Genomic DNA, 23,799 nt, shown 5'->3' with positions numbered 1-23,799 from the left:
GAGTGGATCACTCTATAGCGCAAAAAGGCCGGTGATTAAATAATCACCAGCCCTTGCCTGATTTCTCAGGCAGCGAACTTAGCAAAAGCTAAATTACTTAACCTCAACTTCAGCACCAGCTTCAGTAAGATCTTTTGCAAGTGCTTCAGCTTCTTCTTTAGATACACCTTCTTTAACAGGTGTAGGAGCAGCTTCAACAAGAGCTTTCGCTTCTTTAAGGCCAAGGCCAGTTGCGCTACGAACAGCTTTGATTGCAGAAACCTTGTTAGCGCCAGCGCCAGTAAGGATTACGTCAAATTCTGTTTTCTCTTCAGCAGCTTCAGCAGCTGGACCAGCTACCATTGCAGCTGCAGCAGTTACGCCGAATTTTTCTTCCATTGCTTCGATAAGAGCAACAACGTCCATTACTGACATTTCAGCAATTGCGTCAAGGATTTGGTCTTTAGATACAGACATTACAAATTTCCTAATAATTAACGGACATTACGTCCAAATAAATTTTACACCGAAAGTGATTAAACAGCTTAAAATTAAGCAGCTTGCTCTTCTTTCTGTAGACGTACTGCTTCAATTGTTTTACACAATTTGCCAGCAGACGCTTCTTTCATAGCACTCATTAAGCGTGCAACAGCTTCATCGTATGTAGGTAATGTAGCAAGCATTGCTGCATTAACAACATTTCCTTCAAAAGCGGCCGTTTTTATCTCGAATTTCTCATTCTTTTTCGCGAAATCTGAAAAGATACGCGCAGCAGCACCTGGGTGCTCTGATGAGAAAGCGATTAAGCTTGGACCAACAAATGAATCAGAAAGACACTCAAAATCTGTTCCTTCAAGAGCACGTTTTGCTAAAGTGTTACGGACAACTTTCATCCAAACACCGTTTGCACGAGCTTCTTTACGAAGGGCAGTAATTGCGCCAACTGTTACACCACGAGAATCTGCAACAACTGCAGATAGAGCACCATTGGCTGCTTCGTTGACTTCAGCAACTATTGCTTTTTTGCCTTGAAGATTTAAAGCCATGGGTGTTACTCCTGGTTTAATGGGGATACCGATTATCGGATTCCCCTGTTTTACTCTTCCCTACCAAACAAAGTAGAGATGCTTTTTACGGCGAGAGCCAGAAGGATTAGGAAAAATCTATCTGGGGTCTACACCGTCTACGTAGGTGAATATTAAGGCCGAAGCCACCTACGGTCTTGGACGGAAGCCCAATTTATCGTTAAACCCTAAGACTTAACGAAATTATGAACTTCAACCCGAATTCTTTACTTTGCCGACTAATAAATTAATCAACAAAATGGCGCGAAATTATAGTACAAATTTCACGCCATGTAAACACTAAATTAAGCTACAGTTGTAGTTAAAGTGCTTTGGTCAACAGAAACACCTGCGCCCATTGTTGTAGAGATAGTTACTTTTTTCAAGTAAACACCTTTAGCTTGAGAAGGCTTAGCCTTCTTAAGTGCAACAATTAGTGACTCAAGGTTTTGTTGAAGTTGCTCAGCTGTGAAATCAACCTTACCAATAGTAGTATGGATGATACCATTCTTGTCATTACGGTAACGTACTTGACCAGCTTTAGCATTTTTAACTGCTTCTGCAACGTTAGGCGTTACAGTACCAGTTTTAGGGTTTGGCATTAGACCACGTGGGCCTAAGATTTGACCTAGTTGACCAACAACACGCATAGCGTCTGGTGATGCAACAACAACGTCAAAGTTCATCTCGCCTTTTTTAACTAGCTCAGCAAGATCTTCCATGCCTACTAATTCAGCACCAGCTTCTTTCGCAGCTTCTGCGTTAGCGCCTTGTGTGAATACAGCAACACGAACGTCGCGACCAGTACCGTTAGGTAGTACAGTAGCACCACGAACGTTTTGATCAGATTTACGAGCATCGATACCAAGGTTAACGGCAACGTCAACACTTTCTACGAATTTAGCTGTCGCTAACTCTTTTAAAAGAGCAACTGCTTCATTGATTTCGTAATCTTTAGTTACTTCCACTTTTTCGCGGATAGTACGCATACGTTTAGTTAATTTAGCCATTTCTTAGTCCTCTACGTTCAAGCCCATCGCACGCGCAGAACCTGCGATAGTGCGAACCGCTGCGTCCATATCGGCAGCTGTAAGGTCAGTTCGTTTTGTCTCAACGATCTCTTCAAGTTGAGCACGAGTTACTGTGCCTACTTTATCAGTGTTAGGACGGCCTGAGCCTGACTTGATACCAGCAGCTTTCTTAAGTAAGTAAGCAGCAGGTGGCGTTTTCATGTCGAACGTAAATGAACGGTCACCGTAAACAGAGATCACTACAGGAACTGGAGCGCCTTTTTCGATAGACTCTGTACGTGCGTTAAACGCTTTACAGAATTCCATGATGTTTACACCGTGTTGACCTAGTGCAGGACCTACTGGAGGACTAGGATTAGCCATACCAGCGGCAACTTGTAGCTTGATTAGAGCTTCAACTTTTTTAGCCATTATAAATACCTCATTTGGTGGGTCTCAGCCTTGTGCGCGCGAGGACGCGTACTCTAACGGCTTCCCAGTTTAAAAATTGGTTTCGTACTTTTTGCACAGTAAAAATAAATTTTACCTTAATACAAAAAGGCCGCTGATTATAAGATAATCAGCGGCCTTTTTCAAGCTTCGTGCCAAAATTTAAAAAAATAGTGGCGAAGCTTTTTTAATCAATTACTTATCTTGTTCAACTTGACCAAATTCAAGCTCAACTGGCGTAGAACGACCAAAAATAAGTACAGATACTTTTACGCGGCTTTTTTCGTAGTCAACTTCTTCAACTACACCACTGAAGTCTGCAAATGGTCCATCTGTAACGCGTACAACTTCACCTGGTTCAAATAATGTAGCAGGTTTAGGTGCTTCAGCATTTTCTTGTAAACGATTAAGAATGCGTTCTGCTTCTTTAGGACTAATTGGAGCTGGACGATCAGACGTTCCACCAATAAAGCCCATTACGCGTTCAGTGCTGTTCACTAAGTGCCAGCTTGCGTCATTCATATCCATTTGTACTAATACATAACCTGGGAAGAATTTACGCTCAGACTTACGCTTTTGACCAGCACGCATCTCAACAACTTCTTCAGTTGGTACTAATATCTCACCAAAGCTCGCTTCAAGACCTTCAATTTTGATATGTTCAATTAACGTTTGTGCTACACGCTTTTCGTAACCAGAAAAAGCCTGTACTACGTACCAACGTAATTTAATTTCTTTGTTCTCGTTCTCATCCGACATGGGATCAGATCTCCAATCCAGTTAAAAAGCCAACAGCGCGGAATAAAATGCCATCTAATCCCCAAAGGATAAGTGCCATAATCACTGTTGCAACCATTACAATTAATGTCGTGTGGGTAGTTTCTTGGCGAGTTGGCCAAATAACTTTGCGTACTTCAATTCGAGCTTCTTTAGCGAAAGCAAGAAAGTTACGTCCCTTAAATGTTTGTGAGGCAATTGCTAATCCGGCCGCTATTGCAACAACAACGCCGATAGCACGTAGTAATACAGATTGATCTGCATACATATGATTACCAACAACTGCGCCTGCAAGTAGCGCGATTGCTACTAACCACTTTACTGACTCCATCGCACTTGATGGTGTTTCTACATTCGTGCTCATAATATTATTACCTTAACTACAGACACAACAACCCTACACTACGGCAGGGTTAATCCATTAAAATCTAAACTTAAAAACAGACTTAATTTAAACCGGTTTTTAATCTCAGACTACTCAATCACAAGTAAAACTGGCAGGGGCGGAGAGACTCGAACTCCCAACCATCGGTTTTGGAGACCGCTGTTCTACCAATTGGAACTACGCCCCTGCAAAGTGGATGCCTATTATACTTACGCAGTTCATTAACACAAGCCTAAAAGATACCCACAATGCAAAATCTCAACATTGCATTGAAAAATCAATCTTAACATTGATTAAAAAGCAGTTTATGATTGACTAGATACTCGGTTTTTACTTAGCCCACTAGGCTACAAAACTCGCGCCGCGACTAAATAGCCCCTAGATTGAACAAATTTCAATCCACAAAGGTCAACGCTCCCTAAGGGATTCACAAGAGATAGGAAGTCTGTGAAAGCAATTAAAACAATCATAAAATATAAAGTCATCAGCCTTTTATTATTATTTCATACTAGCTCGCTCGCCCTACCACTGTACTTAGATACATATACAAATGAACAAGGTTTATCTCAAAATTCAATCACCTGCAGTACCACTGATGAAAAGGGGTTTCATTGGTTTTCGACCCAAGGCGGCCTAAACCGATTCGATGGATATGAATTTAAACACTATAAATTCAATCCTTCACAATCGAGTATTTCGGGGAATTGGATTACAGACTGCCTGAATTTAGAAAACGGCCAACTTTGGTTTGCGACGACAAGCAACGGCCTCAACTTATTAAATACTGAAACAGGAGGTTTTAGTGTTTTTAACCAGTATTCAACCCCCTCTATTACAAACCAACGCATTTCAACAATAACCTCTAATTCCCCAGAAACAATTTGGATTGGTCACGATAAGGGGCAACTTACTCGGTTAAATACAAAAACAGGTACTACCGAGTTATTTTCTTATCAGAGCACAAATCAATTAAATGTTGTTTTTAAAGATATGCTTTTTGATGATAAAAAAAACCTTTGGTTAGCAAGTAATATTGGGCTTATTAAGTTCGATTCAAAAGCAAATCAGTTCACATACATACCTAATAGCCCTAAACAGCTCTGGCAATTAAAAAAAGTACCAAACGGCAAATTTATTATAGGAGGCAAAACTGGTCTAAGTGTTTTTGACTTAAACACACTCGCATTTTATAACTTTGAGCAACTCAAAAATGTTTGGGTAACTGATATGCTTATTGATGATGAAAAAAACCTATGGGTAAGCACTTATGGCCATGGTCTTTATTATCAAACTAAAGATATTTTATTAAGTAAACAGTTTCAGCAACTTACTTACTCTCCAAATTTAAAGCATGGCTTAGCTAACGACCACTTATTGTCACTTTACCAAGACCCTAAAGGGATTATTTGGATTGGTACAGATGGTTATGGGTTACATCGCTATGATAAAAGACAGATTCAGTTTGGTCATCAAAAGCATCAAAGCAATAACTCGGCTTCGATTTCGAATGACTTTGTAAGAGCAATACTCAAAGATAGTAACAACATACTCTGGGTGGGCACGCGCGACGGACTTAACAAACAAACTGACACAGGATTTAAACACTATAAAGCAGATAAAAACCACAATATTGGCCTAACTAATAACAATATATTTAGTCTTTATGAAGATGCCAATAAGCGCATATGGGTAGGCACGTATGGAGGTGGTTTACTGCTTTATAACCCAGTTAATGATAGCTTTTCAGCTTTTACTATGCAAAGTCACCAACTCAGCAGTAACCGTATTTATGCAATCGAGGGCGACCATATTGGTAATTTGTGGCTGGGCAGTAATGAAGGATTAACGCGATTTAATCCCGATACATTGCAAGTTACACACTTTAAATACAGCGCAGATGAAAATAGCATCTCAAATAATACTGTTTTTAGTATTACTTATGACGGTGAGAACAACGCGATATGGGCTGGAACCCGCGTAGGATTAAATAAATTTTCTTTAAATGATGAAACATTCACTCACTACCAAAGCGATCTTAAAAAGCCTAATAGTTTAACGCATGACATGGTTACATCCTTGCATTTACAAGATAAAAACACTTTATGGGTAGGTACTTTTGGCGGGTTAAATAAGTTAAATATCCAAACAAAGTAATAAACATTACAGAGTTCGATGGCTTGCTTAACGATAATATTTTTGCAATTAAACAAGACAGCAGCGGTTACTTGTGGCTAAGCAGTAATCAGGGGTTAACCCGTTACGCTCCTCAAACTCAACAAATGCAGCATTTTTTACCCGCAAACGGTATACAGCATCATTCTTTTATTTTAGGTGCCGCTTTTCAAGCAGATGACGGCGAGCTATTTTTTGGTGGTATTAACGGTTTTAATCAATTTGATCCGTTAAAACTAACCCTAGCAACTCAACCCCCAGAACCCGTTATTACAGACTTACTTATTTATAACCAGTCAGTCGCAACGCAGCAATATATAAAAAACAAGATTCAAGCGGCTAAGCTTATAAGCTATACAGACAGACTCTTTTTTAAAGAAGAAGATGGTGCTATCGGTTTTAAGTTTTCTGCTTTAAACAGTGCAGAGCCCCCTTCTCAATACCAATATGCTTACAAGTTAGCTGGATTAGATAAGCAGTTTTTATACGCAAACAAAAATCAGAGGCAAGTTAGCTATTCTCAACTTCCCGCAGGAAGCTATCACTTTATTGTAAAAGTTAAAGACCAATACGGCCAATGGAGTGATGATAAAACGATGGTTGCGCTTACGGTTACTCCACCTTGGTGGAAGAACAATGTTGCTTATGTCACTTACATCATTATCGTATTATTTATAATATGGTTAATTATAACAGCAAGGTATAGAGCTAAAGTTGCAGAGCAAGCAAACTTAAAAGAGAGAGAACTTAGCAGCTTAAAAACCCAGCTATTAGATAACGTTAGCCATGAACTTAAAACACCATTGAGCTTAATATTAGCGCCACTTGATAGTTTACTAAAAAGTCATAAAGATTCAGACACCCAACAAAAACTAGCGATGATTCAACGTAATAGCCATAAGCTATTGGATCAAATAAACCAACTTTTACAGCTCAGTCAGCGCCCAAGCACTGCAGTGAAACACGTAACACCCTATGCTATAAATCCGGTAGTTGAACAATTAATCGAAGATTTCACTCCTTTATTTAAACAAAAAAATATTACGTTCGAGTTTGAAGATTTAACGCAAAAAAATATTCTCATTGAATTAGAGCCAAATCATACAGTTTCTATTATCAGTAACTTATTAAGTAACGCCCAAAAATACACCCCGAACGGAGGTAAAGTATTACTTCAGCTATTAACTCAAAAACAAATATTAGCCGTCATAGTCTCAGACACTGGTGTTGGTATAGATAAAAAGCACCTCGAGGCAGTTTTCCAACGATTTACACGCATAGATACGAGTAATCAAAGCGGTAGCGGTATTGGCTTAGCGCTGGTGAAGCAGCTAGTTGAGCAATATGGAGGAACTATTGAACTTAAAAGTGAATTAAACAAAGGCAGTTGTTTTACTGTTTCACTCCCAACAACTCAAATAGACAAAACCTCTAACCTTACAGCTCTTGCTGTATCTAAAAGCAATAATTTATGTGCAGTAAAAAACAATAAAATTCTTATTATCGAAGACAACGATGAAATGCGTGATTTACTAACGTCACTCTTTATTAGCAACTTCGTATGTATAAACGCCGTTAACGGAGAGCTAGGTTTAGCTTTATGTAAAAGCGAAATGCCTGACTTGGTAATAAGTGATGTAATGATGCCTGTTATGGATGGCTATCAGTTTATTAAAGCACTGCGCAGCGACACGGCTATTAGCCATATCCCGGTGTTATTACTTTCAGCAAAGGCTGATACGCGCAGCAAATTAAAGGGCCTGGACTTACTTGCTGATGATTATTTAAGTAAACCCTTCGAACCACAGCTGTTATTAAGCCGCGTTCAAGGATTATTAACGATTAGAGAAGTACTCAATCAAAATTTAAAACAACAACTACCTGCTTTATCACAAACAATCGAGCTCGACCCACAAATGGCGCAAAGTAAAGATTATGTATTTACCGAGCGTGTAAAAACGACAGTAAAAGAGCATTATCAAGACGAAGCGTTTAACGTGGAAGAATTTGCAGCTGCGCTTTATCTTAGCCCTCGCGCTTTACAATTAAAAATGAAAGCCTTGTACAACCTAACACCAAGCGATTACATTCGAAACATTCGCTTAGAATTTGCACAAGAGCTTTTGAAAAATAGTGAGCTTGCGATTGGTTTAGTAGCACAGCAAGTTGGCTTTAATTCACAAAGCTACTTTGCCCGCTGCTTTAAATCAAAATATAACATGTCCCCAAAACAGTTTCGTGAAAAATCCTCATAAATTTCGCCTGTGTGACTAAATATTTCGCACCAGTACTATTTTTAACCTACTGATTTAACTAAATTAACATGAATATAAATATTGAAGGAAATGCACAACATTTCCTTTAAGCATATTAATTAAGGACAGTCATATGTTAAAAGCACCACAAAAACTATTATTAACGGCACTATTAACGACCACTCTGAGCGCTTGTCAAAGCACCTCTACAAATGTCACTTCAGGTCAAAACTCACCAGACATAAATGCAGTTGCACAAGAACAATACAATGGCCCTAAAGCTCGTATTGCTGTTGCACGCTTTACCGATAAATCTAACAACTCAAAATGGTGGCGCAAAGAAATAGGCGACGGTATGGCTGATCAATTAACTACGGCTCTAGTATCAACAAACCGCTTTATTGTTTTAGAGCGCCAAGCGCTTGATGCTGTTTTATCAGAACAAGACCTAGCAGCCTCAGGTCGCGTTAGCGCTTCATCGGGTGCTGCTTATGGCGAGATTGAAGGTGCTGAAATAGTCGTGATTGCTGCGGTAACAGAATTTGATGACGATAGCTCTGGTGCAAGTGTTGGCAGTGGCGGCTTTATCGGTGATGTATTTAGCTCTGTATCTGCCGGTTTTTCGGGTTCACATATGGCAATTGATCTACGCCTTATAGATACTCGCACATCACGCATTTTAGCTGCAACGAGTGTTGAAGGGGGTAGTAAAGATTTTGATTTCACAGGCGCTGCAACCAATTTTGGTGGCGCGCTCGTTGGTGGCAATATTAGTGGATGGTCCGATACCCCTAAAGAAAAAGCCCTGCGTGAAGTTATTATTAAAGCGGTTGAGTTTTTAGAAACTAAAATTCCAGATACCTACTATCGCTATAACAGTAACAACACGTTAGCACCGGGTTACACTGCGCCGCCACCAGCTACTAAACGCGCAAAAGCAGCCAGCAAGAGCGCTGTAACAGTTGATGTACCCACTCATAGAATGCCGCATTATGAAAAAATGGATTTAGCAATGTCACGCCTAAGCTTAGTTTGTTTGGGTTACCTAAGAAATCAGCCTGACTACGAAGAGTTTGAAACACAAGATGTTGAATACGATCGTAAAACAGTTATCGCGCTTCGTGAGTATCAGCAAGACAAAAAACTCAAAGTAACCGGTTTAGCTGATGAAACAACTAAAAAGTCACTTGATGACAGTGGTTGTATTGCCAAAACGAACAAATCTAGCCTCGAAAGTATAGGCAACATGTTTAAGTTTAATTAATCAGTATTAGCTTTAAGCTTAAAATTGAAAACGGCTGTTATATAGGCCGTTTTTCATCCACACGTAATAACTCACCACGATAAAAATCACACACTAACCAAATTTGCTCAAATTGATAGGTTCTTGGAAAGTTAAGGTCATTGATTACAGCTTCAAAGTCAGCTTTGCGCCAAATAGTACTCGCGTTACGAATAACAAGCCAAGTACGCTCTGAATAGTAACGTTTTTTCGCTTTTTGTTTCAGCAACCGCTCTAATGCAGCCCGCAATCTGTGTTCACTTGGCTTTTATGCCATGTCTGCCAAATCTCGTTGCATTTGCATTGACAGCGGGCGTCCTAAAACAGCCATCGCTTCTGTTTCGCTGGCATATAGATGAGCAATTTCTATATCAAGCTGTTCATTCTCTTGATAACAACTAACGTCAGGTTTATTCGGCTCATTATGCCAAATATTACGCATATGAATGCCTTGCTGTTGCTCATAACAGCGTAAAAACAATTTAGCCGCATCATGCTCTAACTGACGCTTTTCCTCATCACTGCTGCGTTTCATTCAACACCTTGTAAACATCATTCAGTAAGCTTGAAGCACCAAACCTAAATGTATTTGCTTGCAGGTAATCATCGCCCATTATCGCGCGTGCAAGCGCTAAATAATCACTGGCATCAGCCACTGTTTTAACACCACCGGCGGCTTTAAAGCCAACATGCTTACCAGTATTTTTAATTGCACTGAGCATAATTTTTGTTGATTCAAGCGTGGCATTTACAGCGACTTTACCCGTACTGGTTTTTACAAAATCAGCACCACCTTCAATTGCAAGCTCCGTGGCTTGATTAATAAGCGCGTCAGTTTTTAGCTCGCCGCTTTCTATTATTACTTTTAGCTGGGCGCGCGACCCACACGCTTTTTTACTTTCGCTTACATAGTTAAGTACAGTTTGAGCATCGCCCGCGATTAACTTTTTATAAGGAATAACCAAGTCAATCTCATCAGCACCGCGCTCTATTGCAATAAGTGTTTCGTTAATTACATCACTTATTGGTGCATCACCCGTTGGGAAGTTAGTGACTGTTGCCACTTTTACATGGTTAAGCTCACGCGCTGCGAGTGCTATTTTTGCATCATCAACAAAATCGCTATAAACACATACTGCGGCAGGCGTACCTAAGGTAGGATTTATGCTATCAACAAGTGCTTGAATGCTTTTGGTGGTATCGCTGGTGTTTAAGCTTGTTAAATCCATCAGTGCGACTGCTAATGCGGCATCTTTTTGGTGTTGTGTCATTAGAGCTCCGTTGCTTATGTAATACCAATTTTATTAAAAACATGATCATTTTAGCGTATTAAATAACGCACTAACTACGTTAAAAACTATTTATATAGAACAACTATGTATCATAATTTTAGCCTTGTTATTGAGCTATTTTCTCGTCGTTATAATAGATCACTAATTTAATGCAATTGGTATAAGTACAAAATTTGATATGCCTCCATATTAACAAATTTAACCAAACTCGCTATAGCTCATAACCAAACACTATAAGCTGGTTATTTTACTTGTAACTCGGCGCAATCCCTTGTTAACTAGCTCTTAGGCCTAAAAAGCCCACCTATTATAACTTTTGGTTATATCAACTTGGTTTTAATTATTTTTTACTTATTGATAGCCGCTATATTCTGCTTATCAGAATAAAGCGTTTTCTTATATTTGAATTTGTTTAGGGGTCTTATTAACGTGCAGTATTTACCTATCTTTACCAAACTCGACAACAAACCAGTATTGGTTGTTGGCGGTGGAGAGGTCGCATTACGCAAATGTCGCGCGTTTTTAAAAGCGAGAGCAAGCGTTACCTTAGTAGCACCTTGGTTTTGCGACGAACTAAAAGAGCATGCACATAATAATGAAGTAACGCTTATTGATGCTTATTTTGATGAATCGCACCTTGATGGCAAAATGCTTGTTATTGCAGCAACCGACCGCGATGAAGTAAACAACAACGTATTTGAACTTGCCAATGCCCGCAATGTGTTTGTAAACGTGGTTGATGACCAACCTAAATGTACGTTTATATTCCCATCCATTGTTGACCGTGACCCAATTACGATTGCTATTTCAAGTGCTGGCACAGCGCCGGTACTTGCACGTCGCTTACGCGAAAAGCTCGAAACCCTTATTCCGCATCATATTGGCCCACTTGCAACACTTGTCGGTGGCTTTAGAGACAAAGTAAAAAAACGCTTTAAGCATTTTTCAGACCGCCGCCAATTTTGGGAAGGCGTGTTCGACTCATCTGTCGTGAGTAAAGTACAAACCGGCGATACCCAAGCCGCACAGCAGCAACTAGAGCAAATGCTAGATGCGAAAGCAGAACCTGAAGGCGAAGTATATGTAGTAGGTGCAGGCCCTGGCGATCCAGAGCTTTTAACTCTTAAAGCACTGCAACTTATGCAACAAGCCGACGTCGTCGTTTATGACTTTTTAGTCTCTGACGAAATTATGGAACTAGTGCGCCGTGATGCTGACCTTATTTGTGTAGGCAAACGTTTAGGCGATCATAGTGTTGTTCAAGAAGATACCAACCAAATGCTGGTCGACCTTACTAAACAAGGCAAAAAAGTATGCCGCATTAAAGGTGGTGACCCGTTTATTTATGGCCGTGGTGGCGAAGAAGTACAAGTACTGGCTGCTAACAACGTAAATTATCAAATTGTACCAGGTATTACAGCCGCTGCAGGTTGTAGTGCTTACGCGGGTATTCCGCTTACTCATCGCGACCATGCACAAGCCATTCAATTTGTAACTGGCCACTGTAAAAAAGACGGTCAAGAACTTGATTGGCAATCGCTGGCAAAAGCAAATCAAACGCTGGCTATTTACATGGGCGTAATTAAATCGCCGCACATACAAGGCGAGCTTTTAAAACATGGCCGCAAAGCCGACACCCCTGTTGCCATTATCGAAAACGGTACACGTAAAAATCAGCGTGTAGTAACAGGCCAATTAGGCGAACTTGCCGACTTAATTGAACGCAACAGCATTATATCGCCTGCGCTACTCATTATTGGTGAAGTAGCCGCCCTGCACTCGCAACTAGCGTGGTTTGGGAAAAACGAGCAAACAAGCAGCTTTGCACAGCCGCTAACAGATGTATCAAATACATAACCGAATTTTAAATTTGTAACTTTTAATCATTTTAGTAGGACGACTAACAATGGCTTTAACTCACCTTCAGCAACTTGAAGCTGAAAGTATCAAAATCATGCGCGAAGTCGCCGCTGAGTTTGAGAACCCAGTAATGCTTTACTCTATTGGTAAAGATTCGTCGGTACTTTTGCACTTAGCGCGTAAAGCATTTTACCCTGCAAAAATTCCGTTTCCGTTATTACACGTAGACACCAACTGGAAGTTTCGTGAAATGATTGAGTTTCGCGACCGTATAGCTAAAGAATACGGCTTTGACCTACTGGTACACAAAAATCCAGAAGGCATTGAAATGGGCGTAGGCCCGTTTACGCATGGCTCGGGTAAACATACCGACATAATGAAAACCCAAGGCTTAAAACAAGCGCTAGATAAATACGGCTTTGATGCTGCATTTGGTGGCGCACGCCGCGACGAAGAAAAGTCACGCGCAAAAGAGCGTGTTTACTCGTTCCGCGACAAACACCACCGTTGGGACCCTAAAAACCAACGTCCTGAGCTTTGGAATACCTACAACAGCCAAGTTAATCCGGGTGAGAGCATTCGTGTTTTCCCATTATCTAACTGGACTGAGCTTGATATTTGGCAATACATTTACCAAGAAAACATCGAAATGGTGCCATTGTACCTAGCTAAAGATCGCCCAGTAGTTGAGCGCGACGGTACTTTGATTATGGTTGACGATGAGCGTATGCCACTGAATGAAGGTGAAGTACCGCAAATGAAATCTGTACGTTTTCGTACACTAGGCTGCTACCCACTTACCGGTGCAGTTGAATCAACAGCAAGTACTTTAACCGAAATCATCGAAGAAATGCTGCTATCTACGTCATCTGAACGTGAAGGTCGTGTTATTGACCATGATTCAGCCGGCTCAATGGAGAAGAAAAAACGTGAGGGGTATTTTTAATGTCTAGCCAAAATAACGATACATTTAACGAAGTAAAAGAAATAGGCATAGACGCCTACCTAGCACGCCAACAAGATAAAAGCTTATTACGCATGCTTACTTGTGGCAGCGTAGATGACGGTAAATCAACATTGATTGGCCGCCTACTGCACGACAGCCACCAAATTTATGAAGATCAGCTAGCAGCCCTTCATAAAGATAACGAAAAAGTAGGTAACGCAGGTGAAGATCTTGACCTTGCATTATTAGTTGATGGCCTACAAGCTGAGCGCGAGCAAGGCATTACCATTGACGTAGCGTACCGTTACTTTTCAACGGCTAAGCGTAAATTTATTATTGCCGACACACCTGGGCACGAGCAATACACGCGTAACATGGTAACAGGTGCATCAACAAGTGATGTCGCCATTATTTTGGTTGATGCGCGTTACGGCGTGCAAGTACAAACCAAGCGCCACAGCTTTATTTGTGACTCGCTGGGCATTAAACAGTTTGTTGTTGCCGTTAATAAAATGGATATCGTTGATTTTGACGAAACCGTGTATGAAAAAATTAAGGCCGATTACCTTAAATTTGCTGAGCAACTTAACGTATCAAACATTAAGTTTGTGCCTATGTCGGCGCTTAAAGGCGACAACGTAGTAACACGCTCTGCACATACACCGTATTACACCGACAAGCCGCTACTAGAGTTACTAGAAGATTCGCCAGCAGCCGAAACAGATACAGGCTTTGAAGCGCGCCTACCAGTGCAATATGTCGTGCGTCCTAACTTAAACTTCCGTGGTTTTCAGGGAACACTTACATCGGGCAAGATGCACGTAGGCGATGCTATAAAAGTATTACCGTCGGGTAAAACATCAAGCATTAAAGAAATTGTTACCTTTGATGGCAACTTGGACAGCGCCGAAGCAGGCCAAGCAATTACCGTTACCCTAAATAACGAAATTGATATTAGCCGAGGGGATGTAATCGTACCTGCAAATTCAACGGCCGCTGTTACTAACCAGCTGCAAGCTAAAATTGTGTGGATGCATGAGTCGCCATTAGTATTAGGTAAAAGCTATAACCTAAAACTAGGCAGCAAAAACACCTCAGCTATTGTTAAAAAGATTGATCACACCATCGATGTGAACACGCTTGAGCACGGCACTAGCGACTCACTGCAGTTAAACGAAATTGCGATTGTAACACTTGAACTAACCGAAACTATTTTGGCAGACGAGTACCACAGCAATCACGAAACAGGCTCGTTTATATTAATCGATCGCTTATCAAACCTAACAGTTGCTGCGGGTATGATTGAGCAAGTACTGCAAAGCCAAGCACAGCAAAGTAACTTTAGTGAATTTGAAGTTGAATTTAACAGCTTAGTACGCAAGCACTTTCCGCATTGGCAAGCGCTTGATATTTCTAAGTTATAAGTTAACTTTAGCCTGTTAGGAATTTAAAAGCATGGTAGAACAGCTCGTTTTAACAGGCATTATGCTTACCTTAGTCGGGTGCCTTTTTGGCACCCGTATTAATCCAGCATGGTTATTTGTAAGTGCCATTGGTACTAGTTATTTAACCGGATTAATTGATCTTGAAAGCATGTTAGTTAATTACGCTAACCCGTCGCTTATTACCTTGGTATTACTGGTATTAGTGTCGACAGCAATAGAAAAAACCACCCTAATTCAAAAGTTAGCGCAATCGCTATCTAAAGGTAGTTTAGTAAAATCGGTAACAAAATTGGGGTTATCAACCGCCTTTTTATCGTCGTTTACTAACAATACTGCCGTTGTTGCATCGCTTATTACCGCGATAAAAGACAATCCTAATCACTCCCCTTCAAAGCTATTATTACCGCTGTCGTACACTGCTATTTTGGGCGGCACTATTACGCTTATTGGTACATCAACCAACTTAATCGTCAATGGCTTTGCAGTAGATGCGGGCATGGAACCGCTGGGCTTTTTTGACTTTACCTTAGTGGGTTTGGGCGCGCTAAGCGTAGGCCTAATTACCATTTTAGTAATGCTTAAATACTTACCCGACAACGGTAAAAGCGACCAAGAAGTCGTGCCTTTTTACCTAGAAGGTAAAGTACAAGCAAGCTCAAAATTAATAGGCCAAACCGTAGAAGAAAACGGCCTGCGTGATTTAAAAGACTTATTCCTTGCTGAAATCATTCGCGACGGGAGCCGCATTTGCGCAGTCACTCCACAGCAAGTTATTCAAAAAGACGACGTGCTGCTGTTTGTAGGTGACATAAAATCGGTGCCATTACTTACCCGTTTCGACGGCCTAAAAGTAGTGCACGAGAATCATCAAAAAGACATAGAACACTTAGTAGAAGTAGTCGTAAGTCAATCTTCAAAATTTATTGGCAAAACCGTAAAAGAAGCCCGCTTTAGAGAGCAGTTTCATGCAGCCGTTATTGCTATTCGCCGTGGGCACGACCGCTTACAAGGCGGCCTTGGGCAAGTGCAATTACAAGCTGGCGACTCACTTATACTCGCACCAGGCAAAAACTTTTACAGCTTGCCTAATTTAAAGCGCGAATTTGTGTATATTTCAGGGTTTGACTTACAAGCCCACCTTGCGCCTAAACAATCAAATATTGTGCTACTGTGCTTTGCCGCAGTACTGGGTTTAAGCATTATTGGCATAGTGCCGCTGGTTAAAGGCTTATTAGTATTACTGATTGGCTTAATGCTCAGCGGCACCATAAAACTTAACGAAGTAAAACGCCGTTTTCCTATCGAGTTATTGGTGGTTGTAGGTAGCGCCATTGGCCTTGCCAAGTTAATGATAGGCACCGGACTTGCCGGGCAAATATCCGACGCCATGTTTATGGTACTTGGGGATTTTGGCCCGTACGGCGCATTTATTGCCATATTTTTAATGACCGTATTATTTACCGAGCTTATTACTAATAACGCAGCAGCTGCCTTGTCGTTCCCTGTTGCTTACTCGCTCGCGGTTGGTTTTAATGTAGACCCGCTACCGTTTATTATGGCAGTTGCCTTTGGCGCATCAGCCAGCTTTATATCGCCATTTGGGTATCAAACTAATCTAATGGTTTATAGCGCGGGTAACTATCGCTTAAAAGATTACATAGTGATGGGCTTACCCCTTTCTATTATTTATTCAATCACGGTATTAACCTTGATCCCGCAGGTATTTCCGTTTTAATACCTGCACTCACAGCATAAGAGACTCTCACTATGGATGAAAATATAGTTTGGCATAACTACGCAACGACAAAAGCACAGCGTAGTGAGCAAAAAAAACATAAGCCCGCTATTTTATGGTTTACCGGCTTTTCAGGCTCTGGCAAAAGCACCGTAGCAAACGCACTAGAAGCGGCGCTTAATCAGCAAGGTACGCACACTTACCTGCTCGATGGCGACAACGTACGCCACGGTTTGTGTAAAGATCTAGGCTTTAGCGACGAAGACCGCATTGAAAACATACGCCGCGTAGGCGAAACCGCTAAACTAATGACCGACGCCGGCTTGTTAGTACTTACTGCGTTTATATCGCCTTTTAGAGCGGAGCGCGATATGGTGCGCAGCTTAGTAGACGAAGGCGAATTTATTGAAGTATTTATCGATACCCCACTGGATGTATGCGAAAGCCGCGATCCAAAAGGCTTATACAAAAAAGCCCGCGCTGGGGAGATAAAACACTTCACTGGTATCGATTCAAGCTACGAAGTGCCAAACAATCCAGAAATAATTTTAGATACAAGTAAAAACACCCTAGACCAATCGGTTACACAACTGATAACGTATCTAAAACAAAAGCACATAATATAGGTTAACCCCATGAATCAAACCGAACTGCTAGAAGAAACCCTCATCCTTGCCCGCAAAGCAGGCCAAGCGATAATGGGAATTTACGAAAAGGATTTTAACGTTGAGTACAAAGCCGATGAAAGCCCCGTAACCGACGCCGATTTAGCAGCTCATAAACTGATTGTGGCAGGGCTTCAACAGCTCACACCTGACATTCCAATACTCAGTGAAGAAAACGCCGACATAAGCTGGGATGTACGCCAAACGTGGAAAAGCTACTGGTTAGTTGACCCAATCGACGGCACTAAAGAATTTATTAAAAAGAACGGTGAATTTACCGTAAACATCGCCCTAATTAAAAACGGCACTCCTATTTTAGCCGTAGTAGATGCACCTGCCCTTGGCGTATCGTACTTAGCCGCAGAGGCCATTGGCGCGTTTAAAGATAAAGGCGATGAGCGAATTGAGCTTAAGGTAACTACCAAACCTAACAAAGGGTTAATTCGTGTTGTAGGCAGCCGCTCTCACCCATCACCCGATTTAGCCGAGTTTGTAAAACGCTTTGATGAGGTTGAAATGGTGTCTAAAGGCAGCTCACTAAAACTGTGTTTAGTCGCCGAAGGCAGCGCTGATATTTACCCGCGCTTAGGCCCAACTTGTGAATGGGATACGGGTGCTGGCCATGCAATCGCCGAAATAGCCGGTGCTAAAGTCACTAAGCTTGATGGCAGCCCGCTTATTTATAACACCAAAGATGAGTACTTAAATCCGTATTTTATTGTAAGTGCGATAGAAGAGTAAGCCCTGTTTTAAGTGGTTAGCTATCGGTTGTTAAAAAGACAATTGATAGCTTTTACTATGAAAGTTGCTCAGTGAGCATAAAGGCAAATACTTAGGAATGCTTCAGTTATTTGTTATGTATAAATTAACTTAATAAGCGTACTAAAGCACAGCAAAGTTATAAACAAACCAAGCGATAAAATAACCTTTTCCTTTCGGGTTTGCTCAGGCTTTTGGGCAAATACAAAAGCAGTTCGGTAAAGCGTACTAGGCACTATTAAAACCAAGCCAATAAACGCAGGGAACATACCCAATATAAAGCTATATGCAAAACCTGAATTTTCCATTTGGCCGAATATAGCGCTAAACCCAAACAAAATAATAGCAACTGCAAAAAACGCAACGCCTACTGAAATCGATAAAAGTGCCATTTATTAAATTCCTTTTGTTTTCCATTCAAAATTGATAATTAGTGGGGTTGAGTGGAACGAAACCCAACTAACCTAAAGTAATCCATAGATTTTATTAGCCCAGATTTATAAATCATCTATTGATACAAGTTTTTCCAAACTGAGGTAATGAATTACACTTTCAAGATCTTTAATATCTAAATCTAGTCTTTTCAGACGCTCAATAACCTTCTCTCTTTCCTTAATATCGACTTCTTTAACGTCTGTATTAATACCAAGTTTCGGATTATTATTATCATGCTTGAACACATTTACTAATAGTTTTAACGATTTATCATCCGTACGATCTAAAAACAATCTTAAAATAAACTCATAATCTACGGCATGACCTGCTCTTTTTTGGCTTAACGAGTTTAACTTTGAAAGAATAATTAGGTGTTCTTCGGATAATTCACTATCCAAAAACTTACTACCCAACTGATTGAAATTAAAATTAATTAAAACATTTTCTAGTGAGTTACTATTATCATAGAGTGAATTCAAAAATTGAAGTGACAGATTAGGATCTGAAAGACATGCGATGTCAGTCGCAACATTTTCTAAGTTACTTTTATTTATAATCTGCATAACTAACTTTACAAATATGCTGATAAATAAAGCTTCATTGGTATAAGTATTTGTTCTAATTATTTTTATAATTAATTCAAACAACTGTTCTGATGTAGAAGTTGAAGATATAGGTTTTTTTTTCTTAAAAATAACATATTCAAATCTCCATACTACCTGTTGAACTTTTAAATTATGACATAAATCACTTGCTAAGCTTTGCAAGTTATCTGTCTTTATAAACCGGCTAAATACCTCTTGCTCTCGGAGCTCACTACCTAAAATTCCTTCCCTCGAAATTCGCTTCAAGTAGCAAACCTCGGGATCATCACAGCCCAAAGATTGAGTAGCCCTGTAATACTTATTAAAAACCAACTTTGGCTCAGTTATATTTATTTCCGCGTCGAAGCTATCAGCGATACGATTTAATGCCTCAACTTTTTGATCATCATTATCCATTGGTGACTTTTTTATCTTATTTACTCCACTCACTTCTTCCTCGGTAAGACCAAGAAGGACTTTAAAGAAATTAAAATACACCTTATCATCAGCTTCCACCAAATCGCGCATAATATGAACTACATTATTCGAAGAGCTTTTAATCAGAAAGTCATAATGTTTTTCAAATGCCGAAAAATAAACAGGTTTAACCTCCCTTAAAGTACAAATCATCAATAAAGAAAGTAAGTTAACCTCACCCATTAAGCGTTCAGAACTCCAAGCTTGGCTGACTCGTCGTAATATTTTTTTAAGTTGTCTAATTGAAACAATTACCGCATTTAAAGCCTTAACTTCTTCAGTGAAAAAACTATTTCTCTTTTCTAAAGCCAGTATGAATTCGGTGCGACTGCTGAAAGTATGTATCTTGAAATTATCTTCCACCCTTTTAGGATCAAGCCTCACAGCCGATGATTTGTGGGATAAAATTATTACACAACCATTAGGTGATATTGCTTCTTTTAAAGCTTCTTGAATAAAAGATGTCAAAATCCTAGATATATCAGTACGTACAATGTCTTCCCTATAATCAGTTGCCTTTGAAATAACTTCAGCCGCAACTTCATTCTCATTACCCATAGCGACGATGAAGTTGATATTACTTAAATTTTTATCTTTCAATCTATCCAACTGACGTGGTTTAATGGATTCGACTACCCCAGTTAAGAGATAATCAACTTAACTGGAGATCGATAATGACAAAACGTAAAAAGTATTCCAAAGAATTTAAACTTGATGCTATCGCATTAGTTGTTGAGCAAAACTACTCACAAGCAGAAGCCTCTAGAAATTTAGGGGTAAATCCCAACATGCTTGGTCGCTGGATAAAAGAAGCTGAAAATGATGATGGGCATGCTTTTAGAGGGAACGGTAATTTAACCCCTGAGCAAGAAGAGATCAGAGAGCTAAAAGCGCAAGTGAAACGCCTAGAAATGGAGCGTGAAATATTAAAAAAAGCGACGGTCTTCTTTGCCAAAGAAACGAAGTGAAATATTCGTTCATAACCCAATACAAGAAGACCTGGCCTGTGGCGACAATGTGCCGAATACTGGGTGTAAAAAGTAACAATTACTATAGTTATCAAAAGCGATTCTCAACTAAATCAGAGGATCCAACACATCAAGAAATGATTGATTGTGTCAAGGACATAGCGCACTTCAGTGATAATACTTACGGTGAAAGGCGTATTCAGAAAGTCTTAAATGCACTCGGTTTTCCGGTGAGTCGTTACAAAACAGCACAGCTAATGAAAGAGGCAAATGTCTGGGTGCGTTATAAAAAGAGATACAAAGTGACAACGAATAGTGAGCATAATAAGCCTATTTATCCCAATGTACTTGAGCAAAACTTCAACGTTGAAGCAGCTGATCAAGCCTGGGTACAAGATATCACTTATGTTTGGACTGCAGAAGGTTGGTTGTATCTGGCGGTAGTGATTGATTTATATTCGCGCAAAGTCGTTGGTTGGAGCATGGGCTCACGAATGAAAGCGCAGCTTGTCTGTGACGCACTGACTATGGCGATGTGGCAACGCCAGCCCAAAACAGGGTTAATTATCCATTCAGATCAAGGGGTTCAATATGCAAGCCACCAATATCGTAAATTGCTCAAGTCAAATGACTTCATTGGTAGCATGAGTAAGAAAGGCTGTTGCTGGGATAATGCTGTTGCAGAAAGCTTCTTCGGTAGTTTGAAGCAAGAGCGCGTGCATTGGAAAAACTACCCAACGCGTTATGAGGCTCAACAGGATGTAATGAATTACATCTGTATGTGGTACAACAGTCGTCGCTTACATTCGTACTTAAATTATCAAAGCCCAAATGACTTTGAAGAACGAATCGAAACATTAGATATGGTTTCTTAACTAGGGTGACTGAATTTAGTTGACCACGTCAAACAGTGCGGCTATATCATTTAAACGTTTTTCGTTTTCACCGCCTGTTCCGCGATCTACATCTTGCAGGGTGATCAGTAATTTGTGGTTGGTTGCATCAAGAACGTCATTAAGCTTTTGAAAACTTCCCTCAATATCAACAGGGCCGGCAAGCAAGGTAGATGCAAACTGAAATACACTACCGCCAGACTTCAACGCTTCAGTGTAATGCTTCGGTAACGCACGAAAGGCACACATATCAATATACTGGCTTATATCATCGATAACATGACTCAATACAACATGCGCAACACTGCCGCTTGCAGCGCCCCATGTTGATATATCACTGTTTATCCAAGCACTCTCTTTTTCAGAGTTTTTTACCAAATCATTCACAATACTTTCGACGATACTGCTTTTTCCGCAACCATAAGGCCCACATAGTGCTATGTGCTGTGCTAAATCCTTTTCATCTTTATCACCGCCATTTTGTAGCCGCTCGGCAATGCGCGTGGCGTAAACCTGTAAATCGGGTTCTAATTCTTCTATGCTTTTAATAGTCGAATCATCTTTGGACCATTCTCTAAAATCTTCTAACGTTTTTAGTTCTGGACTTTCTTTAGTTTCAATCGGCTCAATTTCAGAAGTAAAGTTTTGTTGTTCGCTCTGTCTGTGTTCATCGCAGAATAAGTAAATCGCTAAAATTAAATAACTAGCAGCTAGATACATAAAGACATTAAAGGCAGGTGTTATATCAGCTAGGCTGACGGCAAAAACTATGTAAATTAAACTAAGGGCAACTAATACAGCGGTAAAAATTGGCTTTTGGGTATAGAGCTTTGCCTGATAAATGACAGTTATGATCATGCCAATAAACGTAAGTGCTAGGTATTTTAAGCTCATAAAGCTTTGTGCGTATAGCGCAGCTTCATCAAATTTTGGTGCCGTGCTTAGCATATAAAAAGCAGTCAGAAAGCATGATGCTAATACAGTAATTGTCACTGGCGGATATCGCCAGTTAAATCCAATACTGCGTTTGGGGTGCGATATATAAAACTTATCAAGCAGGAGCTTTATGCCAATACCCGCTAAAAAAGCACCGCTGTAATGTAGGATTGGATTCGCATTTAAAATAGCGCTCCAACTTAAATATGCCTTTTGTACAAAACCAACTTTGCTTAAAAATACAGTAATTGTAGCGGCGGTAATTGCGCACAACAAAAGGGAAAGCCAGCGCGTGGCTGTAATGTGAAGAACTTTAACTTGCGACAACTTAATATCCTTATCAATACGTTACCTTGCCAGTGTATATCAATTGAACATTATTGGATAAGCTGTTTAATAAATAAAACCGTCTCTTAGCTTCATTAATCACATGGCGCTATGACATGTTGGGTTTCGCTTCGCTCTACCTAACCTACGTTTTAATATAAAAATGAAGTTTTATTACTTTAGGTCTTATTTTGAGTTTAGAGTTAAAGTCAAAAAGAAAGAGCTACTCCTTCTAAAACGCTAACGATTTTGCTGGGCGATAAACGCAAGCGAGTGCTGATTGAATAAGTCAGGACGTTCTACATTACAGACATGGCCACAATGGTGAATAGTTTGCAGTACGCTGTTTTTATGACGCTTAACCATTTCTTTAACAGGGCCAAGGAACATATGATCTTCCTTACCCATAATGTACAGAATGGGAATATCAATGTCTTTTTCTTTGAAATATTGCATTAAAGGATTTACATCCATGGCTAATTTAAACCATTTTATAAACTCTTTTTGACACAAGCGCTTTGCTTCACGAACAAACAAAAGTCGAGATTCTTTATGACGCTTCTTCGGCATCATAATAAAAGCAAATAAGCGATACAGCCACATATAAGGCAGGAAGTGTTTAAAAATATTACCTAAATAAACCAATGTATTACTGCGAGTATTAAAACGAGTAACCGCTCCACCTAGCACCATGCTAGAAACATATTGCGGCGCAATTTCAGCAATATTTCGAATAAGAATTGTACCCAATGAAATACCAACAAAGTGTGCGCTGGTGATATTGTTATGATCTAACACATCGATAATGTCTTTAGAGACATTATTAAATGAATAATTATTATCAACAAAGTTTTGTAGTAGATTATTCGATTTGCCGTGACCGCGAAGATCAAGCAACAACACATTATATTCTTTTTTATACGCTTTAAGCTGACGAAACCAGATTGCCGAACTACCACCAGCTCCATGGACAAATACAACCCATGTTTTACTGGTTTCGTGTGGAAAAATAGTATGGAAAAGAATTTCTGTACTCATTACAGTTAGCGGCCTATTTACTTCATTTGGCATATTCAATTGCAAGAAGTATAACGGAGTTTAAT

General features: G+C 40.0%; 21 protein-coding genes, 1 tRNA gene and 1 pseudogene. 10 read left to right on the top strand and 13 right to left on the bottom strand.

The features are described 5' to 3' along the window. Positions 1-93 precede the first annotated feature (93 nt). The 7 genes from rplL to D172_RS01585 form a co-directional block, all read right to left on the bottom strand. Positions 94-456 (bottom strand): 50S ribosomal protein L7/L12, encoded by a 363-nt coding sequence (gene rplL / locus D172_RS01615; RefSeq protein ID WP_002958882.1) that lies wholly within the window; start codon positions 454-456, stop codon positions 94-96. 74 nt (positions 457-530) lie between these two features. Next, positions 531-1,025, bottom strand: a complete 495-nt coding sequence (gene rplJ, locus D172_RS01610) for a 50S ribosomal protein L10 (protein ID WP_007378452.1) — start codon at positions 1,023-1,025, stop codon at positions 531-533. A gap of 323 nt (positions 1,026-1,348) precedes the next feature. Beyond that, complete coding sequence (rplA, locus tag D172_RS01605) at positions 1,349-2,053, bottom strand: 50S ribosomal protein L1 (protein WP_007378451.1); 705 nt, start codon at positions 2,051-2,053, stop codon at positions 1,349-1,351. A gap of 3 nt (positions 2,054-2,056) precedes the next feature. Next, positions 2,057-2,485: a 50S ribosomal protein L11 gene (gene rplK / locus D172_RS01600; RefSeq protein ID WP_002958879.1), complete on the bottom strand. Its 429-nt coding sequence runs from the start codon at positions 2,483-2,485 to the stop codon at positions 2,057-2,059. Positions 2,486-2,698: 213 nt separating this feature from the next. Continuing rightward, positions 2,699-3,262, bottom strand: a complete 564-nt coding sequence (gene nusG, locus D172_RS01595) for a transcription termination/antitermination protein NusG (protein WP_007378450.1) — start codon at positions 3,260-3,262, stop codon at positions 2,699-2,701. Positions 3,263-3,266: 4 nt separating this feature from the next. Beyond that, positions 3,267-3,644 (bottom strand): preprotein translocase subunit SecE, encoded by a 378-nt coding sequence (gene secE, locus D172_RS01590; protein ID WP_002958877.1) that lies wholly within the window; start codon positions 3,642-3,644, stop codon positions 3,267-3,269. Positions 3,645-3,775: 131 nt separating this feature from the next. Beyond that, positions 3,776-3,852, bottom strand: a tRNA-Trp gene (locus tag D172_RS01585). Between the two features lie 260 nt (positions 3,853-4,112). Here D172_RS01585 and D172_RS21635 point away from each other — a divergent pair. The 3 genes from D172_RS21635 (at position 4,113) to D172_RS01575 (ending at position 9,356) form a co-directional block, all read left to right on the top strand. Next, positions 4,113-5,819: a ligand-binding sensor domain-containing protein gene (locus D172_RS21635; protein ID WP_007378448.1), complete on the top strand. Its 1,707-nt coding sequence runs from the start codon at positions 4,113-4,115 to the stop codon at positions 5,817-5,819. A 23-nt stretch (positions 5,820-5,842) separates the two neighbouring features. Next, entirely contained in the window at positions 5,843-8,092 is a 2,250-nt protein-coding gene (locus D172_RS21630; RefSeq protein ID WP_007378447.1) for a hybrid sensor histidine kinase/response regulator transcription factor, read from the top strand. A 133-nt stretch (positions 8,093-8,225) separates the two neighbouring features. Beyond that, the gene (locus D172_RS01575; protein ID WP_007378446.1) at positions 8,226-9,356 is read left to right on the top strand and encodes a CsgG/HfaB family protein; all 1,131 of its coding nucleotides are present in this window, start codon (positions 8,226-8,228) and stop codon (positions 9,354-9,356) included. 37 nt (positions 9,357-9,393) lie between these two features. Here the strand turns inward: D172_RS01575 and D172_RS01570 are convergent. Both D172_RS01570 and deoC read right to left on the bottom strand, forming a co-directional pair. Next, positions 9,394-9,909: pseudogene (locus D172_RS01570) on the bottom strand (hypothetical protein). Continuing rightward, the gene (deoC, locus tag D172_RS01565) at positions 9,893-10,645 is read right to left on the bottom strand and encodes a deoxyribose-phosphate aldolase (RefSeq protein WP_007378443.1); all 753 of its coding nucleotides are present in this window, start codon (positions 10,643-10,645) and stop codon (positions 9,893-9,895) included. The pseudogene D172_RS01570 and the gene deoC overlap by 17 nt, the downstream one beginning before the upstream one ends. A gap of 450 nt (positions 10,646-11,095) precedes the next feature. Between deoC and cysG the strand changes: the two genes are divergently transcribed. Genes cysG through cysQ form a run of 6 tightly spaced genes read left to right on the top strand, consistent with a single transcriptional unit; the run spans position 11,096 to position 18,058 of the window. After that, positions 11,096-12,523, top strand: coding sequence for a siroheme synthase CysG (gene cysG / locus D172_RS01560; RefSeq protein ID WP_007378442.1), 1,428 nt, complete (start codon positions 11,096-11,098; stop codon positions 12,521-12,523). Positions 12,524-12,572: 49 nt separating this feature from the next. After that, on the top strand, positions 12,573-13,472 hold the full coding sequence (cysD, locus tag D172_RS01555; protein ID WP_002958873.1) for a sulfate adenylyltransferase subunit CysD: 900 nt from the start codon (positions 12,573-12,575) through the stop codon (positions 13,470-13,472). Further along, positions 13,472-14,896 (top strand): sulfate adenylyltransferase subunit CysN, encoded by a 1,425-nt coding sequence (gene cysN / locus D172_RS01550; RefSeq protein ID WP_007378441.1) that lies wholly within the window; start codon positions 13,472-13,474, stop codon positions 14,894-14,896. Before cysD ends, cysN begins: the two co-directional genes overlap by 1 nt. Before the next feature lie 31 nt (positions 14,897-14,927). Next, entirely contained in the window at positions 14,928-16,652 is a 1,725-nt protein-coding gene (locus D172_RS01545) for an SLC13 family permease (RefSeq protein ID WP_007378440.1), read from the top strand. 32 nt (positions 16,653-16,684) lie between these two features. After that, on the top strand, positions 16,685-17,278 hold the full coding sequence (gene cysC, locus D172_RS01540) for an adenylyl-sulfate kinase (RefSeq protein WP_007378439.1): 594 nt from the start codon (positions 16,685-16,687) through the stop codon (positions 17,276-17,278). A 9-nt stretch (positions 17,279-17,287) separates the two neighbouring features. After that, positions 17,288-18,058: a 3'(2'),5'-bisphosphate nucleotidase CysQ gene (gene cysQ, locus D172_RS01535; protein WP_007378438.1), complete on the top strand. Its 771-nt coding sequence runs from the start codon at positions 17,288-17,290 to the stop codon at positions 18,056-18,058. A gap of 113 nt (positions 18,059-18,171) precedes the next feature. On the opposite strand, the gene D172_RS01530 is transcribed toward cysQ, so the two are convergent. Both D172_RS01530 and D172_RS01525 read right to left on the bottom strand, forming a co-directional pair. Next, positions 18,172-18,468 carry a hypothetical protein gene (locus D172_RS01530; RefSeq protein ID WP_007378437.1) on the bottom strand — a complete coding sequence of 99 codons (297 nt, stop codon included), beginning with the start codon at positions 18,466-18,468 and terminating at the stop codon, positions 18,172-18,174. Between the two features lie 105 nt (positions 18,469-18,573). Next, the gene (locus D172_RS01525) at positions 18,574-20,172 is read right to left on the bottom strand and encodes a hypothetical protein (RefSeq protein ID WP_007378436.1); all 1,599 of its coding nucleotides are present in this window, start codon (positions 20,170-20,172) and stop codon (positions 18,574-18,576) included. A gap of 74 nt (positions 20,173-20,246) precedes the next feature. Here D172_RS01525 and D172_RS01515 point away from each other — a divergent pair. Beyond that, positions 20,247-21,415, top strand: a protein-coding gene (locus tag D172_RS01515) for an IS3 family transposase (RefSeq protein WP_420713787.1) whose coding sequence is annotated in 2 segments (ribosomal slippage) — positions 20,247-20,493 and positions 20,493-21,415 — 1,170 coding nt in all. Because the reading frame shifts where the segments join, the coding sequence is not laid out codon by codon here. Positions 21,416-21,430: 15 nt separating this feature from the next. On the opposite strand, the gene D172_RS01510 is transcribed toward D172_RS01515, so the two are convergent. Continuing rightward, positions 21,431-22,696, bottom strand: a complete 1,266-nt coding sequence (locus tag D172_RS01510) for a P-loop NTPase fold protein (protein ID WP_058230522.1) — start codon at positions 22,694-22,696, stop codon at positions 21,431-21,433. Positions 22,697-22,936: 240 nt separating this feature from the next. After that, entirely contained in the window at positions 22,937-23,734 is a 798-nt protein-coding gene (locus tag D172_RS01505; RefSeq protein ID WP_033023331.1) for an alpha/beta fold hydrolase, read from the bottom strand. Positions 23,735-23,799: the final 65 nt, after the last annotated feature.

This window comes from Pseudoalteromonas sp. Bsw20308, assembly GCF_000310105.2.
Taxonomy (GTDB): domain Bacteria; phylum Pseudomonadota; class Gammaproteobacteria; order Enterobacterales; family Alteromonadaceae; genus Pseudoalteromonas; species Pseudoalteromonas fuliginea.
Note: the sequence above shows the minus strand (reverse complement) of the source record. Positions and strands in the feature narration are given on the sequence as shown.

Coding starts and splice junctions, on each gene's coding strand:
- rplL (WP_002958882.1), bottom strand. CDS start 456: ATGTCTGTATCTAAAGACCAAATCCTTGACGCAATTGCTGAAATGTCA.
- rplJ (WP_007378452.1), bottom strand. CDS start 1,025: ATGGCTTTAAATCTTCAAGGCAAAAAAGCAATAGTTGCTGAAGTCAAC.
- rplA (WP_007378451.1), bottom strand. CDS start 2,053: ATGGCTAAATTAACTAAACGTATGCGTACTATCCGCGAAAAAGTGGAA.
- rplK (WP_002958879.1), bottom strand. CDS start 2,485: ATGGCTAAAAAAGTTGAAGCTCTAATCAAGCTACAAGTTGCCGCTGGT.
- nusG (WP_007378450.1), bottom strand. CDS start 3,262: ATGTCGGATGAGAACGAGAACAAAGAAATTAAATTACGTTGGTACGTA.
- secE (WP_002958877.1), bottom strand. CDS start 3,644: ATGAGCACGAATGTAGAAACACCATCAAGTGCGATGGAGTCAGTAAAG.
- D172_RS01575 (WP_007378446.1), top strand. CDS start 8,226: ATGTTAAAAGCACCACAAAAACTATTATTAACGGCACTATTAACGACC.
- deoC (WP_007378443.1), bottom strand. CDS start 10,645: ATGACACAACACCAAAAAGATGCCGCATTAGCAGTCGCACTGATGGAT.
- cysD (WP_002958873.1), top strand. CDS start 12,573: ATGGCTTTAACTCACCTTCAGCAACTTGAAGCTGAAAGTATCAAAATC.
- cysN (WP_007378441.1), top strand. CDS start 13,472: ATGTCTAGCCAAAATAACGATACATTTAACGAAGTAAAAGAAATAGGC.
- D172_RS01545 (WP_007378440.1), top strand. CDS start 14,928: ATGGTAGAACAGCTCGTTTTAACAGGCATTATGCTTACCTTAGTCGGG.
- cysC (WP_007378439.1), top strand. CDS start 16,685: ATGGATGAAAATATAGTTTGGCATAACTACGCAACGACAAAAGCACAG.
- cysQ (WP_007378438.1), top strand. CDS start 17,288: ATGAATCAAACCGAACTGCTAGAAGAAACCCTCATCCTTGCCCGCAAA.
- D172_RS01530 (WP_007378437.1), bottom strand. CDS start 18,468: ATGGCACTTTTATCGATTTCAGTAGGCGTTGCGTTTTTTGCAGTTGCT.
- D172_RS01505 (WP_033023331.1), bottom strand. CDS start 23,734: ATGAGTACAGAAATTCTTTTCCATACTATTTTTCCACACGAAACCAGT.